This is a genomic window from Mesorhizobium sp. B2-4-19, assembly GCF_006441315.1.
GTDB lineage: Bacteria > Pseudomonadota > Alphaproteobacteria > Rhizobiales > Rhizobiaceae > Mesorhizobium.
The window spans coordinates 306,004-327,981 of record NZ_VFUV01000004.1; the positions used below are offsets into that span (position 1 = coordinate 306,004).

Here is a 21,978-nt window from a genome sequence, read left to right on the forward strand (position 1 = left end):
TGTTGCCGCCGCCATGGCGGCGCGCCGTTTTAATTGGCCACACGATCAGCGAGTGAAGTCCGGGGCAAGACGAACGCTCGCTTGGTGCCCATACACAGTGCCAAAGCAACTAGGCCCAACACCACGGCAAATCGGCGCCAGGCGAATGGTGTACTTTCCGCCCGATGAGCATGGTATGCTTGGCGGCCGAATTATGAGGTAACAAAGTGGCCCCACCAAGCGCTGAGATGATTGTCAAATCGGTGGCTTTCTCGATCTTTGCCATTGTCGTTATCATTGCTCTCAGCGCTTGGCTCAGCCGACCATCGGCATCGAAGAATGGCTTGGTCCGGTTCTTGCCCCTCTTTATGATAGCCTACCTCTTCCTCGTATTGAGCTTAGGTGTCCCCATCGCGAACTTGGCCCGGAGCGTTGGAGGGCCGACGCTGGGGAGGATTTTCGGTCCTTTGGGTTTTCTCAGCGGGATTTGGCTCGCTGCAATTGTGATCCAGGTTGCGCAGAACGTTGGCTATCGATTGGTTGGCGCTCCCACCCAAAAGCTTCGGTGGTACAGAAGTTGGAAGAAACCATCGAAGCGCAACAAATCTGCTAGAGCCGGATTGAGGCGCAGGCAGTAAAACAGAGACGGCATGAGTGGTAAGCGGACGAAGGAAACTATGGAGATTCCGGTTTGTCTTCCGATACCATGGGCCGCTCATCGGCAAAGCAAACATAGCCACATTTGCCACATCTGACCTTGGCGCTTACGTCATCGATGTCTTCGCCCGGCTCAAGGTCGAAGCCGGGATTTCCGCACTTCGGGCAAACTCGGAAACCGATACGTCGAACAATTTTAGTCCACGCCATTCGCCTTCTCCGATTGAGGGCCTAGCCGGACCTATCTTCCCCCCTTCAGGTTCGTCTGCAAAGGGTCGGCTTCAGTCATTCCGGCCGGATGTCACCGGTTCAGTGGGTGACCGAATTCGCAAGTGCCGATTGATGTAGCGCAACGTCAGGAAGGAAGGTCTACCGGCCTTGCCGAGATGCATGGCCCCGACGTTCATTTGCCGTCCTCCTTGGCCGATCAGTTCCAGATATCCCGACCGAGGCATGAGGAGCCTGAAAAGGGCTATTGTTGACAGGGGAATCCTTGGTGGGATACACCTCGCCGTACACCTGTAGGTGTACGGTCCAGATTCAAGCGATTTTCGCTAGGGCGAATCGTGCTGTCGAATCAATAACTTGTGGGGCAGGGGCGGGCAAACTCCCTCCGGGCCCACCAAAAGACCCATATAAGCTATTGTTATCACTGTATTTTTTGAGAATGGCCCACGGTGTGGACTCGAACCCCCTTCTCGTTTGAGAACTTCGAAGCGTTAATACGACACCCTCCGCAACTAATATAATCGTTATCTATCAATGGCTTACGACGCGGTCCGCCAAAGTCGATTCAAGGAGCGGCCCCGCCACTCGTCGATCGCATTATGTTCTGGCGAATGGCAGCCTTGCGCCCAAGGTCGGTCGTTAAAGCTGCGTTGGCCGACCTCCAAAAGCGGACGTTCCCATCACACAACCGCGTGCCAGCTGATTATTTAGGCGTATGCGTTCGAATCCCCGCTTCTCCGCCAATTTCAAAAACCAAGTTATTGAAACAACAACTGGTTTCGTCGAATGTATCAACATCTCGCTAATTTGGAGTTGACGGACTTTTCTTAGATTTTAGCACTGCGCATTTCCAGCAGCAGCGCGAGGTCATCGCTTAGGCGAGCCAACATACTAGCGACGGGCAGACAAGGTCCAGGGCGTATGGCCTGCAACGCCTCAAGCAATCCGATCCCAGGTGAGCGTTCGCATTACGGGCTCACCAGAGGCGGTTGTCGTATCGAGCTCGATGACGAGCTGTCCATCTCGCGTGCCGAGACGGCGGATCACGACCATGCCGACGTTCTGGGGTGTCAGTGCGGCGATCAGGCGGTGCTCGACGAGCCCGTCATCGCGGATGCGGTAGGTGCCGAAATATGCGTCATAGCCCCCTACAGTCCCTGTGTTGTTCGACGAGGCAGGCATCGTCTTTGCCGTCGCCCGGTCGCGCTTCATGAACTGGGCCGAAAAGTGCCCCGTCGCGTACGTGATCATGGCGATGGGATCGGAGCCCAGCGAGGGCTCATCTCGAACGTTGCCGTCAGTAGCGCGGTCAATGCGGCTCAGCAGCCGCCAGGTGCCTTCAAACTCGGACATTCTGGTCAACATTACCACACGGTCCAGCGGTCCGCCATGCCGTCGCCACCAAAGGGGCCGTTCACCGCCGGAAGATCGTGAAGGGACCGGGGGAGGCAAATTCAAATGAACAACGCCGCCTCTCCCACCCGTTTCGTCGATACTCAAGGCGAAGAGGCCTTCCTCGGCGCGCTTACTCGCGGGCGTTCGCCCAAAACCGCAACTTACGAGTCAAAAGATTCGCGTCCGCACGCATCAAAGGTCGCTCGTGCCCATTTCCTCACGTCATCTCAGGCGGGCAAGTTCTGCACGACACGAATCCGCGAACGTGCGTAGTATGTCGTGCGCCGCGAGTTGCCTGCGCGCCTGCGGAGCGGGAGAGGGCGATTCATAGGTTTCCACGATCCCTTCCAGAACCGCCTCTGCCGCGGCGATCGTATCCGGTGTCGCGAAAAGGCGAAGCTTGTTGATGGTCGCATACATGGGGACAAGCTTGGCCGGGTCATCCAAGCCTTCTCGAACCACGCCGTCCGCGTAGGTTTTCGAGGCTTGATCAATGAATTCGCCAAAAATCCGCTCGCGATGCGCGCCTTCCTGTTTCATCCGTTCCACAAGATCCTGGTGGTTTTGTGTGAGCCAAGTCGTACCCACAGATGCGAGGGCACCGATGAAAGAGCCGGCTAGTGCGGAGAGGGCCGAGATCGTGCCCGGATCCATTGTCGTGTACCCTTCTTTTTTGCCATTCGCTCCGGCGGCCGTGCATCGGCCCGACTGCCGGGAACGCCCCGAATGCGTGGCCATATTCATACGCCGCTGTCCCGTTTGGACGCTTGTCGACTGAAGCGCAGCGCGAAAGAAAAATTCCCGCCACCGTTATGATCTACAAATGTGGAGGGCCACCGGCGAACGGCATGGGCGGGCGGGCGGTCCCCGGTTGACCCGCCGAGCCGAGGTGCGCCGCCGAAACCGCCTCCGCCCGGGGCGGGCGAGTGAAGTCGCTGCCTGCCGGGTCCGATGCCGGGATGTTGTCGGCCCGGGGCGTGCGACGCCAACCTGTGGGGCTCGCCGCCGCGCTAGGATCAGTGCACGTTGCAGATGGCCTTCGGAGCTGGCACTTCCGCGGGGTGTTCGCTCGACGCCGGGGTTTCGGGCTCCGGTTCGATGCGATACGCAGCGACATAGAGCGCCGGCAGGAAGAACAGGGTCAGCACCGTTGCAAAGATGATGCCTCCGATCATCGAATAGGCCATCGGACCCCAGAACACCTCGCGGGCGATCGGTATCATCCCCAGGCTCGCGGCCGAGGCCGTCAGCAGGATCGGCCGCATGCGGTGCTCGGTTGCCGCGATTACCGCGTGCCAGGGATCATCGCCCCTTGCCCGGAAGGCGTCGATCTGGCTGATCAGGATCACCGAATTGCGGATGAGAATGCCGCCAAGCGCCAGCACGCCCAAAATCGCCACGAAGCCGAGCGGCTGGCCGCTCCACAGTAGAGCCGCGACGACGCCGATCAGCCCGAGCGGGGCGACGCTCAGCACCAGCAGGAGCTTACCCACGCTCTGCATCTGGGTCATCAGGATCAAGACGATCAGCAGCACCATCATAGGCAGCGTCGCCGCCAGGGCGGCGTGCGACTTGTCGCTGCTCTCAAGCGTGCCGCCGGCCGCAACCTTGTACCCCGGCGGGAGCTTCGCGCTGAACGCGGCGATTTGCGGCGCGAGCTGCTTGTTCACGGTTGCGGCCTGGATCGCATCGTTGAGGGTGGCCTGCACCGTGATCGTGGGCAGCCGGTCGCGGCGCCAGACGGTCGGCTGGTCGAGCCCGTACACGATGTCGGCAAACGAGGCCAGCGGCACAGCCACGCCACTCGCGGTCGGCACCTGCAGGTTCTGGATCGTCTCGATGGAATCGCGCTGGTCGCGTTCGCCGCGGGCGACGACATCGACGAGATAAATGTTGTCTCGAACTTGCGTGATCGTGGTGCCGGCAATGACGCTGTTGAGTACCTGCGCGACGCTCTGCGAGGTCACGCCCAATTGCCGCGCCTTGTCCTGCAGGACATCGATTTCGACCGACTTGCCGGGCTCGTTCCAGTCGAAATTGATGTTGCCGATATGCGGATTGGTATCCACCACGCCGGCGAGGTCCAGCGCGTAGGCACGGACGGCCTGAATATCGGGACCGCTCATCCGATACTGAATGGGGTGGCCGACCGGCGGGCCCATATCGAGAAAGTGCACGAAGACGTCGATATCGGAGAACTTGTCGGCAACGAGCTTATCGAGCTTGGTCTTCACGCGGGCCCGCGCATCGAGGTCCTTGGGGACGATGACGATCTGGCCGAAATACGGGTTGGATAGCTGGGTGTCGAGCGGCAGGTAGAACCGCACCGCACCTTCGCCGACATACGAGCTCCAGCGCACGAGGTCGGGATCGCCTTTCAGGCTCGCCTCGAACGCGTCCATCCGTTGCTCGGTCTGCTGGATGTTGGAGTTCTCGGGCAATGTTATGTCGACCAGGATTTCCGGTCGGTCGGAGGCCGGGAAGAACTGCTGCTGCACCGAACCGAGGCCGATGACCGCCGCCACGAACAGGCCCAGGGTGCTGCCGATGGTGATCCAACGATAGTGTAGTGACAGTCTCAGGCTCGCCGCGAACCATCTGGCAAGACGCTGCGGCCTTTCGGATGCGGACTTCATAGTTTTGGGCAGGATCTGCACGCCAATCAGGGGTGCGAACAGGACCGCCACAACCCAGGAACTGAGCAGCGCGACAAAAATCACCCAGAACAGCGATGCCACATACTCGCCCGCGGTGCTGGTATTGAGAATGATGGGGCTGAAGCCGGCGACCGTGACCAAAGTGCCCGTCAGCATCGGAAAGGCGGTCGAGGTATAAGCGAAAGTGGCCGCCTTCCTGAGGCTATCACCCGCCTCCAGCCGGGAAACCATCATTTCCACAGTGATCATGGCGTCGTCGACCAGCAGGCCCAGCGCAATGATGAGGGCACCCAGTGAGATGCGCTGCAGCGAGATACTGTCTGCATACATGAAGAGAAAAACCACGGCGAGCACGATCGGGATCGACAAGGCCACCACGAATCCCGCCCGCAGCCCCAAGCTGACGAAGCTGACCAGGAGGACGATGACCACAGCCTCGAACAGGGCGCTGGTAAAGCCGCCGACCGCCTTCTTGACCACGGCAGGCTGGTCGGACACCAGATGGATCCCCACCCCGATCGGCAGACGGCTCTCGATCTCGGCCATCTTGGCCTTGAGCGCTTCGCCGAACTTAAGAAGATTGCCGTTCGGCGTCATCGAAATGCCCAACCCTAGCGCCGGATGACCGTCGAATCGAAACAGCGGATCGGGCGGATCCTTGTCGTCGCGGGTGATCGTCGCGACATCGGCAAGGTGGAAAAAGTTGTTGCCCTGCTTGAGGTTCACCCGCTCCAGATCGTCTTCAGACTTGAACTGGCCGCCGACGCGTAGCTGCACCTGTTCGGCGCCCGCATTGATCACGCCGGCCGGCGTCACCGCGTTCTGGGCCTGCAATTGGTCCATCACCTGCTGCGCGCTGATGCCGAGCGTCCCGAGCTTTTCGGTCGAGAAATTGATCGTGATGACCTCGTCCTGTGTGCCGATCAGGTCGGCCTTGCCGATGTTGGGAATGGTCAGAATGTCGGTACGCACCTGTTCGACGTAGTCGCGAAGCTGCCGATAGCTGAGCCCATCGGCGGTGAAGGCGTAGACATTGCCGTAGACAGTGCCGAATTCGTCGTTGAAATAGGGCCCCTGAATGCCTTGGGGGAACTGGTTGAGGATGTCGTCGATCTTCTTGCGGACCTGATACCAGGAATCGCTTACGGTGCGGCCGCGCGCTGCTTCCTTCAGATTGACGAATACGGTGCTCTTGCCCGGTGTCGTCTGGCTTCGCGTATAGTCGAGCGTGTCGAGGCTCTGTAGCGCCTTTTCGATCCGATCGGTCACCTGGTTTGTGGTGTCGTTAAGCGAGGCGCCCGGCCAGTAGGCCTGTATCACCATCGTCTTGATCGTGAAGCTCGGGTCCTCTTCACGTCCCAACCGCTCGTAGGAAAAGATGCCGGCGACCACGGCCAGCGCCATCAGAAACCAGACGTAGGAGCGGTGCTCGAGGGCCCATTCGGAGAGATTAAAGCGCATTGGAGCCCTCACTTTCGAGTTTTACCAGCTGACCTTCATCAAGACTGTTTACGCCGACATTCACCACGCGGTCGCCGTCACGAAGCCCGCTGGTGATGGCGACCGACGTATCGGTTGTTGCGCCCAGCCCTACGACCCTCAAGGAAACCTTCAGCGACTTCGGATCCACCGTCCAGACGAGCGTCCTCCCGTCCCGCTTCAATATGGCGCTCGAGGGCAAGAGATATTCAGACGGCACGCTTCGTTCGTGGGAAACGTCGACGGTTGCACCGAGCCGGAATGCCTGCGGCGGATTGGTCAGGGACAGCTTCACCGTCTGCGTGCGCGTGGACGCGCTGATGAGCGGCGAAACTTCGCGCACGATGCCCGTGGTCTTCTCGTCCGGCACCCCGACGACCGTGACGCCCCAGGGCGTGCCGGGCACTGCCAGCGAGGCAAGTGCTTCGGGCAATTCAAGCACCGCCTCGCGCACGTCCGGTCGCGCCACGGTGACGACCGACTGGCCGGCGCTCACGACCTGTCCGACTTCGGCATCGGTCGACGTGACCACACCGTCGAACGGGGCCTTTATCGCGGTGAACGTCAGTTCGTTCTCGGATTTCGCAAGGTTCGCCTGCGCCTGGTTCAATTGCGCCTGTGCGGTTTTTCGCGCGCTGATGGCGCTGTCGAGTTGGGCCTGCGGCGCGGCGGCGGTCTGCAAGAGTGCCTTGGCGCGCTCTTCGACAAGGGCGAGATTGTGGTACGTCGCCTGCGCGGCCGCCACATCGGCCTGTGCCGAGGCCAGTTGGGCCTCGTCGGTCGTGGCGTCCAGCGAGGCCAGCAATTGCCCCTTTGTGACCAGGTCGCCCACATGAACGGAACGGCTGATGATCCGCCCCGAGGTTTGGAAGCTCAAGGTGGTCTTGTAGCGCGCTTCAATATCCCCGGCATAGGGGCCGACCAACTCATCGCTTACCGGATGCACGACGATCGAAAGTACCGGGCGGATCACCGGCGCGGCGGCTTCGTCGGTCCGATCGTCGCATCCGGCAAGCGCGAGAATTGCGAGCGTTCCGACGCTCAGCAACCGGAGAGTTGCGGTCATTGTGACACCTCCGCCTTGGGACTGACCTTCTCGTTGGGCCACAGCAGTTGCGCGCCCTTCGTCACAACGGTCGCGCCGTCCTTCAGTCCGGAGGCAATGATGACGATCTTGTCGAGATAGCGGCCAATCACGACCGGCTGCAGCGACACCGTGTCGGAAGCTGTATCGACCATCCAGACCGCCGGACCGTCGCGGTCGCGGAACAACGCGCTCCAGGGTAGGGCAAAGCCGTGCTGCGGCGGAAGCGGTATGGATCCGGTGGCCGACGCCCCCAGCGGCATGAATGGCGAGCCAGGATCCAGTCCAACTTTGATGCGCATCGTTCCGGACGAGGGATCGATGGTCGGCGAAATCTCGCGTACATGTCCCGTTGCCACGACAGTGGAGCTTGCCAGAAGCTCGACCTTGACCGGCACATCCCGTGGCACGCCCTCGAGAGCCCGTTCATATGCCTGGAAAACCGCGTCGCGCGGACCATCCTCGGCGACCGTGAACACCGGCTGGGCGGCCTGAACCACCTGGCCCGCATCGACGGAGCGGGCGACGATGATGCCATCGGCGGTCGCCGGCAACTGCGCATAGCTGAGGACTTCCTTGGCGGAAGCGGCGAGGGCCTCTGCGCCGGTAAGGCCACTCTTTGCGGTGTCGAGCGATGCTTGGGCCGCATCCAGCGCCGCACGCGTCGCGTTTCCGTCGGCATACAAGGTCTTCTGCCGATTGAAGTCTGCCTGCGCCTGGGTCAGCTGCGCCTCAGCAGAGCTGACGGAGGCTGCGGCGAGATCGGCGCTGGCCTGCAGCGCGTGGGTGTCCAGACTCGCAAGGACCTGACCCTTGCTGACACGATCCCCGACATCGACCAGGATATCTGTGACCTGACCGCCTGCGCGAAACGAGAGATCGTGCTGGTTGCGGGCGGCGATCGAACCGGAGATCGACGCCGTCATAGGAATGTCCTGCGCTCTGACCTGCATGACGTCGACCGGCCTGGCAGGCCGTTCGGCCGCTTCGACCGAGACCGTGAAGCCGGCAACGATCAAGGCAGTCGCTGCCGTGACGGCAGCGGCAAAGGCGTGGCGGTCGGAGACTGTCAGTCCCATGTTGTGAAGCAATCCCATGTCCCCGTATCCCGAAATGAACGACCCTGAAGGCGGAGGTATTTACCTCCGCCTTCTCGCGACGGACGCTATTTGCCGGCGATGCAGTCAGCGGCCGCTTTCGCGTTCGAGCGCGCCGTGGACATCGCGATGGTGCTCGAAAGAACCAGTTCGCGCGTCTTGTCGGTGACGATCTGCTTCAGGGTCGACGGAGTGGGCGCCTCCTTCACGACCGCTCCATAGATCAGCTTTGCATCGGGACTGAGACTTGCGGCACAGGGGTTCGAGGCGGCGTTGGCGGCCCAGGCGGGAGTCGCCAGGGAAGCGACGACGCCCATGATCAATGCGCGAGAGATTTTCATAGTTGTTACCTTTTTTGCTGGTTGATAGTGCTGGAGCAAGCTGCCGTTGCTTCCGAATACACGGATTTTGTCTTCGGCCGCCTGCTACATCGGAAGCAGAGTACGATGTTCGATGCTCAACGGAGCGAGATGGAGCCGTGACGCAGCCACACTCCGCCATAGGGGCCCCGGTTGACTGCAGCGCCTCTGCATGTTCCATCGGCGCAAAATCCTGCCGCAGCACGCCCTGGGCCGGCAACCGCCCCGCCGCAAGCTCCGTCGACGCAGCCCGTAACCGCTCTGCCGTATGGGGCCGGGCCGTACGGGCCTGCGTAGGCGGCCCACTGCCCATACCAGGCACGACCGGCGTAGTAGCTGTCCCAGTAGGCCCTGTTGAAGCTGACGACGGTGAGCCCGACCACCGGTGCGACCGCGGGAGTCACAACAACGGCAGTGCCGCCATAGGATACGCTTACATAGCTTGCCGCTATCCAGCCGCGGTCGTGGCCCCAGCTTACGTCGCACCATGTCACGTTTGCCGTGCATCCGTAGACCGTTAGCCCCGCGCGCGCCGGAAGCGTGACGACAACCGGATATTTCGTGCCCGGACCCGCGCGCATATTTACCTGCCCGACGACGACGCCCGACATCGCTGCAGCCGCAGCCGTCGGGCCTGTGGCGATCAGGCAAGTCGTCAGACCGGCAACGACTGCCGCCGCGACGGTTTTAGAGTGCCTCTTCATTTCAGTTCTCCTTTGCGTCCCAGACGCATGAATGTTGTCCGCGGCAGCGCGGCTGCCTGCCTCGCGTGAACCAGGGTTCTTGATCGCCAGTCCTGGACATGCTGCACACCACCCTTCTGCTACGTTCGACTTGTGATCATCCGCATTCCAGCTCTGCCGGGCGAGTTCACGCTCGCTAGTCAACACACGTTGACCAAGAAGTCAACAGCTGTTGACGAACAATTTGCGCGTAGCTATGCTGGGGAAGATTTTTAAAGGGAGGTGATGACCAGTGAACGCAAATGGCACTCAGGCTGGCGAAACGACGCGCGAACGCATCCTGCGGGCGGCTGTCAGGAAATTTTCGACCCAGTCGTACCAGACGACAGGCTTGCGCGAGATCGCTGCCGACGCCGGCGTCGACGTGGCGTGGGTGCATCGCAGTTTCGGATCGAAAGAGCGGTTGTTTGTCGAAAGCGTGAAGTCGACCCTCGATCGGCAAATCAGGGTCGCGACCAACGATCGCAGTCCGGTCGATGCAATGATCGAGGACGTTCTGCGGCCACGCGAGGAGGGCGAGGTCAAGCCCGTGGATATAATAATTCGGTCAGTTTCGAGCCCTGAAGTCTCAAGGGTGCTGAAGGAGCTTGCGACGACGGGGTTCGTAAGGCCTCTTGCGGAAATGTCGCCCCATCGATCCGAACTGCGCGCTGCTCTCGTCCTGGCCCTCCTGGCGGGAGTGGGCATTATGAGAAATGTAATTGGGATCACCGCACTCTTGGAAGCAGAGACGGCCGAAATCTCGAGCCTGGTCGGCCGCGCAATAGCGGCGATAGACGGGACCAGTGCAGAAGGTTGAGGCACTCTGCGACCGCCATCAGGCCGATGCTTCAATCAATTGGTCGGATGTTGATGATGTGCCGGGGCGTCAACGCCGGCCGCGGACTGTCGGCGAACATGGTGTCAGGTGCAGCAGCTGCTGCGCAGGCGCATCAACGGCCGCTTCGCCATAAAAGCTTTTCCGCGCCATCTGATCTGGTCAAGGGGCAAATGCGGCAAGGATTTCCTACTCGAAAGGTCTGGCCTTGATCCTGCTTAGACGCCGTGATCGTCTTCGCCAGGCGATTGCAATGGCCAGCCCGAAGGTTATGTCGCCCATGTAAGGCGGTAGCTCCTGTGCGGACCGCTTCTACGTCCGTTCCTGGTGAGGGGACAAGAACGTCTCGGCGACTCAACGGGTCGGAGGCGGACTGTCAGCTTTCTGCGAGTTCGATCCGAGACCCGGCCAGTCGGGTTCCGGCCCCATTGCAGTCATTACCTCCTATCCCGCGAGCCGTTTTCGGACGCGAAGAAGACCTGGGCTCGTCAAAATCAACTATGCGTTGGGCGGCGGAACCATACGGAACGATACGGGAAGCTTTCTGATTTTGGCCCACGAAAAACTCTACAGAATCAACGATCTTAATACGTCCTCCGGGCCCACCAAAACATCCGCATAACCATTTGCTTTCGCTGAATTTTTTGAGAGTCGCCCACAATACGGACTCGAACCCCCTCTCGTTTGAAGAACCTCGAAGCGTTTTTACGCATTTCAAGGACATCGAATCGAGCCAATTATCGCGAGTGCTGAACTTGAGCGATCGTTGTCCCGTTTCGGCGAAATCGGCGCGCTCCAGACATTCGGACAGAGACGCTCTCAGGCCGTGCTTGGTCGGCGTCTTCATGCCTTGCCTAAGCCGCATGACGACGCATCAGCGGCTTGAACCGGCTCCTCGCGAAAATCCGGGCGGCACATTTTTCCAGGGCACGCCGGCACGGCCCATTTCATAGCCTTTTTCGAACAGCGCCCGCATGAATTTGTTCTCGAATGGGGTTTTTGGCTCACTGGTGAAGTCGGCCGGGACGTCTATGAAGTTGTAGGCGATGCCGTCGCGCCTGGAGATGGCGTAGAGTCTGTAAAGGTCGCCGATCCCTTGCGTCTTGATCAGGGAGGAGACCGCCTTTTCCGCGATATCGGGCAATGTGGCCTTGACGATCCCCGGCACCGGCGTCGTACGGCCGTTGCGGATGATGTAGAGACGCGCCTTGACCCGAGCGTGGAACGTCCGATCAAGCTCGCGCAAGCTCAGGCCCGCGGGCATCAGAAAGACCTGGTTGCTGGTGCCACCGTCGACGTGCATTTCGTGGTACGTTTTGCCAGCGGCGGTGACCTTCAACTCGACGGGCGGGAAAATCCCGGGAATAGCGGTGGAAGCCAGGATAACTTGCTTGAAGAGCTGCAGCCGGTCCGGCCGATGGCTCGCCGCAATGGCGCCCATGTCCCAGATCACCGGCCGATCCGCATCAAGATTGGTCGTTCCGATGAAGAGCCTCCGCCCCTTTCCGGACTCCGCGGCGATCTGGTCCAGCATGTCTTCGGTGACTTCTTCGTCCAGCATCCTGGCAAGGGGGGCGTTGCTTGTGAAGGAGGCGCTCGACAGGACGCCGAGGAAGCTGTGTTCCGTATAAATGTTGGCGTCCTTGATTGTGGTGAAGGCATGCTTCAAGCGATCGTCATAAGCCGGACCAAGAAATGCGAACGGCGCAATCAACGATCCGGTGCTGATGCCGGTGACAATGTCGAACCTGGGCCTGGTGCCGGCCTTGGTCCAGCCTGCGAGGATCCCGGCGCCGAAGGCGCCGCTGCTGCCGCCGCCCGAAATCGTGAGCGCGTCGAGTTGCCGGAGCCTGATAGACGGATCGGCCTTTGCCGCCTGAATTCTCTCGTCGCGGAATGCGATGAGACGATCGGGCGGAAAACTATCGCCGGAATCGCCCCAGACACGTATGTCGCTGGGATAGCCACTCACTTCGGCTGTAGCCATGTGTGCCGTCGGCACGCCGTCGCGTGGATAGGCGGCGATGCAGCCGGTAAGCTGAACTGCACACAGGCCAAGGAGGACGATCCTCAACATAGCTTTCAAGCTCCTGGTGGTTTCAAGCTATGGCGAAGCTGCGAAAAAGCTGTTCGCCTCCGAGCACGGCGAAGGAGACGACGGTCATCAGCAGGGCGCGATGGAAACGCGCCTGTTTGATCTCCCTCACGCGTGAGGTCTTCAGCAATTCAGCCGATACCACCGAGGTCCAATCAGATTGCATGGCCAAGTGGACCAGTTCGCGCACATCGGCGAAAAATTTGGGATCCACATGGTAGACGGGCGGGATAGCGCAGGCACCGGCTATTTTGCGGTTGAGTTCCTTGTCCGCTCGCTTTCGGCTCGGATAGAGCACTTGTCCGAACTGCATGATCGGCATGATGACGATCCCCCAGACCGCCACGTAGAACAGCGGTCCGAGTGGAGCGTGCGACGGCAGCAGATCACCAAATCGCAGGATCAAGTTGAGGGCGAGGATGTAGCCCACGCCCACGATCTGAGCCTTGGTGTCGTAGGAACGCGCGACCGACTGCGCCTCCTGCAGCGCTGCGGCCAGCATCTTGTCGACATATTGCCGTGTCGTCTCGTCGGGTTCTGCACACATGGTGGCATCGGTCCCAAGAAAGCGGTCAAGGAGAGTGGGGCGTGTTTCCAGCATGGCTGTTCTCCTTTCTCAGTCCGACAAGGCCAGGATCGGGATTGCACTAATGCTTGGCTCAGGCGCTGCCGATGGCTCGCTTTCCCGGATCCGGTTCACCGTCACATAAAGGGCCGGCAGGAAAACCAGCGTCAGCATGGTGGCGACGGCGAGCCCGCCCACGATGGCGTAGGCCATCGGGCCCCAGAAAACATCGTGCATGATCGGGATCATGCCGAGGATTGCCGCCGCCGCGGTGAGCATGATCGGCCGGAACCGGTGGACGGTCGCGTCGATCACCGCCTTCCATGGCTCGATCCCCTGGGCCCGCTCATGCTCGATCTGGTGCACCAGGATTACCGAATTGCGGATAATCATGCCGGCGAGCGCAATGATCCCGAGCGTCGCGATGAAGCCCATCGGCGTGCTGGTCGTCAGCAGCGCGATGGCAACTCCGATGAGCCCGAGAGGCGCCACGCTGACGACCATGGCCACTTGTCGGAAGCTCCCGAGCTGGACCATCAACACCGTAAGCATCAAGGTGATCATCAGCGGGAACTGGGCCATCAGGGCGGCGTTGCTAAGCGCGGTTTTTTCCACCGTGCCGCCGGTCTCGATCGATGTTTCCGCGGGCATCGACTTGGAAAGCGTGTCCAGCGCCGCGGCGACATGCTGGTGAACGAAGGCGGGCTGCAGTCCCGGCAGCGGCTGTGCCTGCACCGTGATGGTGGGCAGGCGTTGGCGCCTCCAGACATAGCCTTCATCGAGTTCGTATTTGAAATCGGCGAGCTCGCGCAACGGAACGGATGCACCCGTCGGCGTGGTGATCTGGAGGTTGCGCAGCGCCTCGATGGTGGAACGCTCGTCGTTCTGAGCACGCGCGACCACGTCGACCAGGTAGATGGAATCGCGCAGTTGCGTAACAGTCGAGCCGTTGAGCACCCGGTTGAGCGCCTGGGAAAGCTGTTCGGAGCTTAGCCCCGCCTGCCGGACACGGTCCTGGTCCACGACGATGCGCAGCGCCTTGTTCTTCTCGCCCCAGTCGAAGTTGACGGTCTCCACAAGGCCGGAAGCCCGCAGGATATCGGCAACCTGCTCACCGTACTTCCTGGCATCCTCGGGAGTGGGCGCGCTCACCCGGTACTGCACCGGCCAGCCGACGGGAGGTCCCAATTCCAGGCGTGAAATGCGCACAGTCACGTCCGGAAAATTGTCCGCGAACAGCGCCTGCAGTTTGGCTTGCACGCGATCGCGCGCCTGGAGGTCCTTGGCCACGACGACGGTCTCGGCCATGAAGTCGTTGTCGAGCTGCACATCCAGGGGCAGATAGAACCGGATGGCGCCGCCGCCGACATAGGAGGAGAAGCGCTCGATATCGGCGTCGCCAGCAAGTGCCTTCTCCAGCCGTTCCGTTTGCACCTCGGTAGCGGCGATCGAGGCATTCTTGGGCAGCGTCATCGTCACCAGCAGTTCAGGCCGGTTGGAGGCCGGGAAGAACTGCTGCTGGACGAAGCCCATGCCGTAAAGTGAGACGCCAAAGGCAATGAGGGATGCGGCGATGGTGAGAAAACGATGCCGCATGGTGAACGCCAGCAGGCGCCGGAACAGCCGCATGAACGGTCCAGGTTCGGCCGCCCCATGCGCTTTCATGTGCGCGGGCAAGAGGGTCAGCCCGAGTACCGGAGCGAAGATCACGGCCACAAACCATGAGGCGATGAGCGCCACCCCGATGACGGCAAACAGCGAGAAGGTGTATTGCCCGGTGTTGTTGTCCGCGAACCCGATCGGCAGGAAGCCGAGCAGCGTGATCAGCGTTCCCGTCAGCATTGGGAAGGCGGTGGACGTGTAGGCAAAGGTTGCTGCCTTGATCTTCGGCATGCCTTCTTCGATCTTGGAGATCATCATCTCGATCGTGATCATGGCGTCATCGACCAGAAGGCCGAGCGCGATGATGAGCGCACCAAGCGAAATGCGCTGCAGGCTGATACCCGCGAATTCCATGAATGCGAAGACGATGGCAAGGACGAGCGGGATGGACAAAGCGACCACCAGGCCGGCGCGCAGGCCGAGGCTGAGGAAGCTCACGACGAGCACGATTGCGACTGCTTCGAGGAGCGCCTTGGTGAATTCGCCGATCGCCTCACGCACGACCTCGGGCTGGTCCGATACCAGATTGAGCTCGATGCCGACCGGGAAACGCTGCTTGAGCCGCTCGGCCGCTGCGTGGAGACCCTTGCCGAAATCGAGATTGTTGCCGCCATCGCGCATGTTGATGCCGATACCGATGGCCGGCTTGCCGTTGACGCGAAACATCTTGCCGGGCGGATCGCTGTAGCCGCGCTGCACCTCGGCGATGTCCGAGAGCTTGTAGAACCGCCCTCCCACCGACAGATTGAGCTTGGCTATGTCTTTAGGTGCCAACAGGGAACCAGTCATGTCGACCAGCACATTCTCGCTGGGCGTGTTGATGATTCCGGCAGGCACAACGGCATTCTGGCGGGCGATCGCCGTCAGCACGTCATCCAGGCTGAGCTTCAGATTGGCGAGCTTCTGCGGTGAGAAATTCAGATAGACCTTCTCATCCTGGTCGCCGTAGATGTCGACCTTGCCTACATCGGGAGCACGCAGGAATTCGGCCCGTGCGGTCTCGGCGAAGTCGCGTGCCTGACGTGGGCTGAAACCGTCATAGGTTATGCCGTAGATGGTGCCGAAGACATCGCCAAACTCGTCGTTGAAGAAGGGGCCGACCACGCCTTGCGGCAGCGTCTGCCTTATGTCGTTCACCTTCTTGCGGACCTGATACCAGATGCCGTCGAGGTCGCGTTTCTTGGTGGACTCCTTAAGGTAGACGAAAATCGTCGCCTGGCCTGGCTTGGTGTAGCTCTTGAGGTAATCGAGATTCGGGGTTTCCTCGAGCTTCTTTTCGATCCGGTCGGTCACCTGCTGCAGCGTGTCCGCGGCGGTTGCTCCCGGCCAGTTTGCCTGGACCACCATGGTCTGCACCGTGAAATCCGGGTCTTCCTGACGACCGAGACGCTCGTAAGAAGTGATGCCGGCCGCAACGCAGACGAGCATTAGAAAGATGACAATCGAGCGGTTGCGCACGGCCCATTCGGAAAGATTGAAGCTGGCCATCACTCGACCTCCGCATTGGGCTTGACCACTTCGCCGTCGGCAAGGGAATTCACCCCGGCGACCACCACTTTGTCGCCCGTGGCCAGCCCCTGGCTCACGGTGACGGAACTTGCATCGAACTCGAGCAGTTGGACCTTGCGCCGCTCTACCTTGTCGCCTTTGCCAACCACCCAAACCTGTGGCTGGTCTCCGGACTGCAGCAGTGCGCTCGGGGGAAGTGTCGCGACCATGTGACCTTCGTCGCTTTCGACACGACCAACAACGATTGCTCCCAGCCGCATTTGCGGGGGCGGAGCAGGTACCGCAACTTTCACCTGATAGGTGCCGGTGGCGCTGTCAGCCTCGGGCGAAATTTCGCGGATCGTGCCTGTCACCGCGATTTCAGGGTGAGCCTGGAGCGCAACATTCACCGGCATGCCAAGGCTTGCCCTGACGATGTCCTCGCTCGCCACGGCGAAGACGGCTTCGCGCTCGTCATTGCGCGAAATTTCGATCACCATCTGTCCGGCAACCACCACCTGGCCGGGGTCTGCCCCGGTCGCGGTCACGATGCCGTCGTCGGGCGCCCTCAACTCCGTATAGGCAAGCTGGTTCTGTGCGATGCGCAGATTGGCCTCAGCCGCCTGAACCTGCGCTTGCGCGCTCCGCAATGACTTCAGCGCGTCATCATACTGCGAATGCGTGGCAAAGCCCTTGCCGAGGAGGAGCCGAAATCTGTCTTCCTGGGCGGCGGCCTGAGCGAGCGCGGCCCTGGCCGCATCAAGGTCTGCCGCCGTGGCGGTCACCTTGTTCTGGTAGTCTACCGCGCTGAGTTCCGCGAGCTTCTGGCCCTTTTTGACTGTTGCGCCGGCGTCGACATCGCGTGAGACGAGCCGGCCGCCGACCTCGAAGCCAACCTGGCTGACATAGCGCGATTGGATGCGGCCGGCGCCTTGCGTTACCAGCTTGAACTTGTGGGGCGTTACCACCACCACGCGGGCCGTTCGTGGCGCTGCCGGCGCCTCGGCCTCCTTTTGTGAACAACCGGCAAGACAAAGGCCGGCGATACCGGCCAAAAGGAAATGACGCCACGACAGGCGCATGGAAGCCTCCGCTCGAAAGGTCGAGGTTGCAGGGAACTGAGAGAGGGCGAGCCAAGCTGAGTGGCTCAATCTCGATTTAGGCTATTAAGTCAAATCGACTATGTAGTCAATATGAGTTGCGCGCAATCGTGCCATGCAAAAAGGCATGGCGAATGAGAGGAGGGCTCGAAGGAGACGGAGTGGAGAACCTGAACAACAGGCCGGGTTCTGCGGCGCTTCACGGGGTGCTTGCTAGGCATGGAAGCCGTGTGACTTTGAAACGCCTGATCAGCATTCGCGGCCATGGGGTGCTTCCACCTGGTCGCATGTCTGGGCTGGTCGGGTCAGGATGGCCGAGGATAGCGGGTGGGAGTGGTAAGCTTGACAGGCGTGAACAGGCCGAAGTCTTTCTCCGACAGGATCTTCCAAGCAGTGTTTTTCATCGCTGCATCCCAACACACCTTGGAGCAGAAGTAATAGCGAACAGGGCGCGCCAGGAAGTTTTGTTCGCATACTATACAAGTCATAGTGATAGTGCCTGTGGTGCCGATCTGAAAAGGATTGAAATAATCAACTTCTAATGTCCAGCGCGAGCGATGCGTCCATGTCTTCGACCAGGCCCGGACTAGCCAGACCTCTTTGCCCATCGACATGCTCTCCAAAGGGCTACTGCATCGACCACCCATGGCTGACCACGAGCGACTGGCCAGTCAGAGCGTTAGAGGGGAAGGCCGCGAGAAACAACGCCGCCTCCGCCACATCCTGCACAGTCGTGAACTCGCCGTCGACGGTTTCCTTCAGCATGATGTTTTTGACGACGTCCGCTTCGGATATCCCGAGTTCGCGCGCCTGCTCGGGAATCTGCTTTTCAACCAGCGGCGTACGAACGAAACCGGGGCAGATCACATTGGCACGAACTCCGTGGGCGGCACCCTCCTTCGCTACGACCTTAGCCAAACCGATCAAGCCATGCTTGGCTGTCACATACGGCGCTTTGAGCGGCGATGCTTCCTTGGAATGTACGGATCCCATGTAGATGATGCTGCCGCTGTTCTGCTTGTACATCTGCCGTAGGGCGGCGCGGGTGGTCAGGAAGGCGCCATCGAGGTGGATGGAAAGGAGTTTTTTCCATTTTGCGAATTCGAATTCGACAAGAGGGCCGACGATCTGGACACCGGCATTGCTGACCAGGACGTCCAACCGGCCGAAGGCTTGGATCGCTTGGCCGACGCCGATTTCGACCTGCTCCTCATCGCCGACGTCCATCGCGACTCCGAGCGCACGTTTGCCCTCGGGATCGATCTCGGCCGCGGTTCTTTGGGCCGCCTGCCGATCGAGATCGGCGATGACCACCTTTGCACCCTCACTGGCAAAGGCGAGTGCAATTTCCCTGCCGATGCCGCTCGCCGCTCCAGTGATCATAGCCACCTGGTCCACGAGCCGGCCGTCGGGACTTGCGGCCTGCCTGGTCGACAACCTTTCAATCCGCGAGTGCATGGGTTTTTCCTTTGCTGTATGAGGGCTTCGTCTTAGCAAGATAGTCATGGACGACCGTCCCGAGCGGCAGGGTCAGATCGGCAATGATGTGCATCGCCGACATCACTTCCAAGACGGGCAGTTCGGCAACCGGGGCGAGCGCGTGCGACCAGAGTTCCAGCGACGCCGGGCCGTGCCACGCTTCCTTAAGATCGATGTCTTCCAAACGGTATTCCACCAGTTCACAGATACGCGGCTTGCCATCGACATGGGGGATGATCTTCAGCAGGAAGTTGGGGTTACTGAGCGAGGCCCTTACGGGTGCGAGTTCGGCAGCCCGGTGCTTGTAGCCCATCGTTGCGGTGGCGACCCGGACCGGGCCGTAGTCGAGCGTGCCCACAAGAGTATCGGTCTCCACCCGGAGCGTGGGACTGGCTAGCTTCTTTGGGAAACCCCACAGTTCGCGGCCACCTGCGATCGGCGGATGATCGTCAAGAAACATGCAATGGGTGTAGCTGCCATGGCGGCCGCGAAAGGAGACGGGAATGACCTGTCCACTTTCCGTGTAGTCGCCGAAGCCCGAAGAGTCGGGCATGCGTATGAACTCGAACTTCACCAATGGGTCGGGCACCTCGAGCGGTTCCGGCACAAGCTCGCGCAATTTCCTCGGATCCGTCCGATAGGTGATGATCAGATACTCGCGATTTCGAAAGCGATAAGGGCCGACTGGATAGGCGGGGTTGGTCAGAGGCATGGCGAAGGCCGTTTCCCGGACGCTGTCTTGCTTCATGGTGGAATTCCTTGGTGGAGAGGTCTGCTGGGCTCAGAAACAGCCCGTTTGAAGCTTGGGGTTTGGATCGCAGTCTCAGTCGCGTTTGCGTTGCGGCTGCTATTCCTGCCCGTCCTCGGCGAGATCGTACGTGCTGACTCCCTCCAGGTTGTTCGGCCTGCTTAGTGCCTCGGGGTGACGCAGCGTGCGCGCCGCGTCGAAGTAGCCCGTTTGCCAATGGTCCTCCATCGATAGCCGCGAAAATTCGTAATCCTTTGAGTGCGTCTCGTACTGTCTGGACCGGTAGATCAGGTGAACCAATTTGTAGACCTTGTGGTCGGCAAGAGAGCTCAGTATGGTGGCTTCATCGCTGCCGAGCAGGTCGGCGGGAAGCTTTGCAAGCAAGCCCGCAAGCGCGTGCCGAGACCGCTGATGCTGCTTGAACTGCTCGGTGTTGGCGCGCGTGCGGCTGGAATACTGGATTTCTTTCTGCCTGGTCGCAACGTCGGCAAGATTGCGAGGAAAATCACCCCGGGCGCTCCAGAGATCCACCTGGAAGGCGAGCGTGTCCTGTCGAGGTCCGTGCTCGGCCACCCATTGCAATGGAGTGTTCGAGATAAGGCCGCCGTCCCAGTAGAATTCACCCTCGATCTCAACTGCCGGAAAGCCTGGCGGCAGTGAGCCGCTGGCCATCACGTGCTCTGGGCGGATCGTATGGGTTTGATTGTCGAAGTAGACGAAATTACCCGTGCACACGTTGACGGCGCCTGCGCTGAAACGCATGCCGCCTGCGTTGATCCGGTCGAAGTCGACAAGTCGTTCAAGCGTGCTCTTCAGGTGGGTGGTTTCGTAAAAGCTTGTGCCCTCGATTGCACCACCCGGGCGGAGCCAGGGAGCAGGTTGCCGGAGGCTGAAAAAGCCCGGCGCGCCAGCAATGGCCGCGCAGGCTGCGCTGAACTGATTGAAGATCGCGCGGGGCAGGTCGCCTTTGGGAGCGAGCGCGCCTGCAGCGGCAGCCCAGTCGAGCAGGGGGTTCGCCGTAATCTCGCGCCAGAACGCACGCAGCTTTGAGACCCGTTCGGAAGGCGCATTCCCGGCGATGATTGCCGCGTTGATGGAACCGATGGAGACGCCGGCGACCCAGCCCGGATGAATGTCGGCTTCCGCAAGAGCTTCATAGACTCCCGCTTGGTAGGCCCCAAGCGCGCCTCCACCTTGCAGCACCAGGGCAATGCATTCGAACGGCAGCGGCCGGCTCCCTGACTTGAAGTGCTGGGACTGAACATTCATAGATGCCATTCCTTGTAGTTCGGATACGTTTGGGTTGCGAAAACGGGAAATCGAGTGCTGCCCGGTTGGCCGAACAACTTTCATATTGCACAACTAGGTCAAATCGACTATTTAGTCAATATGACATTTGCGTAATGGTGCAATGCAGAAAAGGCAGGACGGATGGCAAAGGTTGATTTGGCGCGCAGGGCGGAGATCGGACGGGAGAAGCGAGAAAAAACGCGTGCCCTGATCCTGGATGCCGGGACGATGCTGATGGCAGAACGGCCTCGCGAGGCGGTTACGATCGATGCGGTAGTCGAGGCAGCCGGCGTCGCGAAGGGTACCTTCTACTACCACTTCCAGAGCATCGACGAACTGGCTGCAGCTGTGGGGGAAAAACTCGGGGAGAGCTTTGACGCAGTGTTGGGGGACGCGCGCCGCGCACTGGAGGATCCACTCAAACGCCTATCCTTTGCCTTCACGAAGTTCTTGGAAAAGGCGATCTCGGACGCGAACTGGGCACGTCTGGTCGTTCAAAGTTCTCAATCGCGCGGCGAGTATGCGCGAGGTGTCCGGACGAACCTCAAGGCCGATATCGCGCAGGCGATAGTTCAAGAGCGTGTGAGCATACGGGACGCGGAGCTGGCAGTGGACATCGTGATGGGCATATGGCTGCAGGTGACGCGGGGTATCCTCGATCGGGGCGCTAGGCCCGAAGTGACACAACAGACTGTCGAGGCGGCGCTTCGGGCCTTGGGTGCGTCGCGATCGGACCAGCAGAACGCCTGGAAAAAATGGTCATGATATTGCCATCCACGATGTTCTGCCTTTTCGCCATGGCGATGTCTGCTCACGCGGTGACTTTGCTTGCGACCGTTGCTCACCGGGACGTCCGGCCAGCCACAAAGCCAACGGAGCTGCCTAGTTCGTCTTCAACTGGCCAACCCGGCCCTCAGCGATCCAGCGCGCGGCAAGCACCAATGCGCCCATGCTGAAATCCTTGCCATGCTTGGCCACCATCTCTTCCGACAGTTTGGCGAGTTGTTCGAAGAACGCGTCCTTGCTCTCTTCCTCGGTGGTGATTTCGGTCTGCAC

General features: G+C 60.5%; 17 protein-coding genes. 2 read left to right on the forward strand and 15 right to left on the reverse strand.

Annotated features, from left to right (window positions below; all coding sequences use genetic code 11):
- Positions 1–1,800: 1,800 nt before the first annotated feature.
- The 6 genes from FJ546_RS10045 to FJ546_RS10070 form a co-directional block, all read right to left on the reverse strand.
- Positions 1,801–2,217, reverse strand: coding sequence for a lipocalin-like domain-containing protein (locus FJ546_RS10045; protein WP_181167881.1), 417 nt, complete (start codon positions 2,215–2,217; stop codon positions 1,801–1,803).
- A gap of 264 nt (positions 2,218–2,481) precedes the next feature.
- Positions 2,482–3,003 carry a hypothetical protein gene (locus tag FJ546_RS10050; protein ID WP_246686799.1) on the reverse strand — a complete coding sequence of 174 codons (522 nt, stop codon included), beginning with the start codon at positions 3,001–3,003 and terminating at the stop codon, positions 2,482–2,484.
- 272 nt (positions 3,004–3,275) lie between these two features.
- Positions 3,276–6,377, reverse strand: a complete 3,102-nt coding sequence (locus FJ546_RS10055) for an efflux RND transporter permease subunit (protein WP_140889178.1) — start codon at positions 6,375–6,377, stop codon at positions 3,276–3,278.
- Positions 6,367–7,461 carry an efflux RND transporter periplasmic adaptor subunit gene (locus tag FJ546_RS10060; RefSeq protein ID WP_140889179.1) on the reverse strand — a complete coding sequence of 365 codons (1,095 nt, stop codon included), beginning with the start codon at positions 7,459–7,461 and terminating at the stop codon, positions 6,367–6,369. The genes FJ546_RS10055 and FJ546_RS10060 overlap by 11 nt, the downstream gene beginning before the upstream one ends.
- A complete protein-coding gene (locus tag FJ546_RS10065) occupies positions 7,458–8,498 on the reverse strand; it encodes an efflux RND transporter periplasmic adaptor subunit (protein ID WP_181167882.1) in 1,041 nt (346 codons plus the stop codon). Before FJ546_RS10065 ends, FJ546_RS10060 begins: the two co-directional genes overlap by 4 nt.
- Positions 8,499–8,644: 146 nt before the next feature.
- Positions 8,645–8,917 (reverse strand): hypothetical protein, encoded by a 273-nt coding sequence (locus FJ546_RS10070; RefSeq protein ID WP_140889181.1) that lies wholly within the window; start codon positions 8,915–8,917, stop codon positions 8,645–8,647.
- A 993-nt stretch (positions 8,918–9,910) separates the two neighbouring features.
- On the opposite strand from FJ546_RS10070, the gene FJ546_RS10080 reads away from it, so the two are divergent.
- Complete coding sequence (locus FJ546_RS10080; RefSeq protein WP_140889183.1) at positions 9,911–10,477, forward strand: helix-turn-helix domain-containing protein; 567 nt, start codon at positions 9,911–9,913, stop codon at positions 10,475–10,477.
- Between the two features lie 892 nt (positions 10,478–11,369).
- Here FJ546_RS10080 and FJ546_RS10090 read toward each other — a convergent pair.
- The 8 genes from FJ546_RS10090 to FJ546_RS10125 form a co-directional block, all read right to left on the reverse strand.
- Positions 11,370–12,572, reverse strand: a complete 1,203-nt coding sequence (locus FJ546_RS10090; RefSeq protein ID WP_140889184.1) for a patatin-like phospholipase family protein — start codon at positions 12,570–12,572, stop codon at positions 11,370–11,372.
- Between the two features lie 22 nt (positions 12,573–12,594).
- Positions 12,595–13,191: a hypothetical protein gene (locus FJ546_RS10095; RefSeq protein ID WP_181167883.1), complete on the reverse strand. Its 597-nt coding sequence runs from the start codon at positions 13,189–13,191 to the stop codon at positions 12,595–12,597.
- 15 nt (positions 13,192–13,206) lie between these two features.
- Positions 13,207–16,305 (reverse strand): efflux RND transporter permease subunit, encoded by a 3,099-nt coding sequence (locus FJ546_RS10100; protein ID WP_281405644.1) that lies wholly within the window; start codon positions 16,303–16,305, stop codon positions 13,207–13,209.
- Complete coding sequence (locus FJ546_RS10105) at positions 16,305–17,387, reverse strand: efflux RND transporter periplasmic adaptor subunit (RefSeq protein ID WP_140889186.1); 1,083 nt, start codon at positions 17,385–17,387, stop codon at positions 16,305–16,307. Before FJ546_RS10105 ends, FJ546_RS10100 begins: the two co-directional genes overlap by 1 nt.
- Positions 17,388–17,710: 323 nt before the next feature.
- Complete coding sequence (locus FJ546_RS10110) at positions 17,711–18,013, reverse strand: hypothetical protein (RefSeq protein ID WP_140889187.1); 303 nt, start codon at positions 18,011–18,013, stop codon at positions 17,711–17,713.
- A gap of 19 nt (positions 18,014–18,032) precedes the next feature.
- Positions 18,033–18,863, reverse strand: a complete 831-nt coding sequence (locus FJ546_RS10115) for a 3-hydroxybutyrate dehydrogenase (RefSeq protein ID WP_140889188.1) — start codon at positions 18,861–18,863, stop codon at positions 18,033–18,035.
- On the reverse strand, positions 18,847–19,632 hold the full coding sequence (locus FJ546_RS10120; RefSeq protein WP_140889189.1) for an acetoacetate decarboxylase: 786 nt from the start codon (positions 19,630–19,632) through the stop codon (positions 18,847–18,849). The genes FJ546_RS10115 and FJ546_RS10120 overlap by 17 nt, the downstream gene beginning before the upstream one ends.
- Before the next feature lie 99 nt (positions 19,633–19,731).
- On the reverse strand, positions 19,732–20,901 hold the full coding sequence (locus FJ546_RS10125) for a patatin-like phospholipase family protein (RefSeq protein ID WP_140889190.1): 1,170 nt from the start codon (positions 20,899–20,901) through the stop codon (positions 19,732–19,734).
- Positions 20,902–21,063: 162 nt separating this feature from the next.
- Between FJ546_RS10125 and FJ546_RS10130 the strand changes: the two genes are divergently transcribed.
- Positions 21,064–21,687, forward strand: coding sequence for a TetR/AcrR family transcriptional regulator (locus FJ546_RS10130; RefSeq protein ID WP_140889191.1), 624 nt, complete (start codon positions 21,064–21,066; stop codon positions 21,685–21,687).
- A gap of 117 nt (positions 21,688–21,804) precedes the next feature.
- Here FJ546_RS10130 and FJ546_RS31160 read toward each other — a convergent pair whose 3' ends face one another.
- Positions 21,805–21,978 (reverse strand): hypothetical protein, encoded by a 174-nt coding sequence (locus FJ546_RS31160; protein WP_181166115.1) that lies wholly within the window; start codon positions 21,976–21,978, stop codon positions 21,805–21,807.

What these genes read in the sequence shown, in the direction of transcription:
- FJ546_RS10125 (WP_140889190.1), bottom strand. Translation starts at nt 20,901, where the DNA reads ATGAATGTTCAGTCCCAGCACTTCAAGTCAGGGAGCCGGCCGCTGCCG.
- FJ546_RS10050 (WP_246686799.1), bottom strand. Translation starts at nt 3,003, where the DNA reads ATGAATATGGCCACGCATTCGGGGCGTTCCCGGCAGTCGGGCCGATGC.
- FJ546_RS10090 (WP_140889184.1), bottom strand. Translation starts at nt 12,572, where the DNA reads ATGTTGAGGATCGTCCTCCTTGGCCTGTGTGCAGTTCAGCTTACCGGC.
- FJ546_RS10070 (WP_140889181.1), bottom strand. Translation starts at nt 8,917, where the DNA reads ATGAAAATCTCTCGCGCATTGATCATGGGCGTCGTCGCTTCCCTGGCG.
- FJ546_RS10095 (WP_181167883.1), bottom strand. Translation starts at nt 13,191, where the DNA reads ATGCTGGAAACACGCCCCACTCTCCTTGACCGCTTTCTTGGGACCGAT.
- FJ546_RS10045 (WP_181167881.1), bottom strand. Translation starts at nt 2,217, where the DNA reads ATGTCCGAGTTTGAAGGCACCTGGCGGCTGCTGAGCCGCATTGACCGC.
- FJ546_RS10105 (WP_140889186.1), bottom strand. Translation starts at nt 17,387, where the DNA reads ATGCGCCTGTCGTGGCGTCATTTCCTTTTGGCCGGTATCGCCGGCCTT.
- FJ546_RS10120 (WP_140889189.1), bottom strand. Translation starts at nt 19,632, where the DNA reads ATGAAGCAAGACAGCGTCCGGGAAACGGCCTTCGCCATGCCTCTGACC.
- FJ546_RS10060 (WP_140889179.1), bottom strand. Translation starts at nt 7,461, where the DNA reads ATGACCGCAACTCTCCGGTTGCTGAGCGTCGGAACGCTCGCAATTCTC.
- FJ546_RS10130 (WP_140889191.1), top strand. Translation starts at nt 21,064, where the DNA reads ATGGCAAAGGTTGATTTGGCGCGCAGGGCGGAGATCGGACGGGAGAAG.
- FJ546_RS10115 (WP_140889188.1), bottom strand. Translation starts at nt 18,863, where the DNA reads ATGCACTCGCGGATTGAAAGGTTGTCGACCAGGCAGGCCGCAAGTCCC.
- FJ546_RS10055 (WP_140889178.1), bottom strand. Translation starts at nt 6,377, where the DNA reads ATGCGCTTTAATCTCTCCGAATGGGCCCTCGAGCACCGCTCCTACGTC.
- FJ546_RS10110 (WP_140889187.1), bottom strand. Translation starts at nt 18,013, where the DNA reads ATGGGCAAAGAGGTCTGGCTAGTCCGGGCCTGGTCGAAGACATGGACG.
- FJ546_RS10100 (WP_281405644.1), bottom strand. Translation starts at nt 16,305, where the DNA reads ATGGCCAGCTTCAATCTTTCCGAATGGGCCGTGCGCAACCGCTCGATT.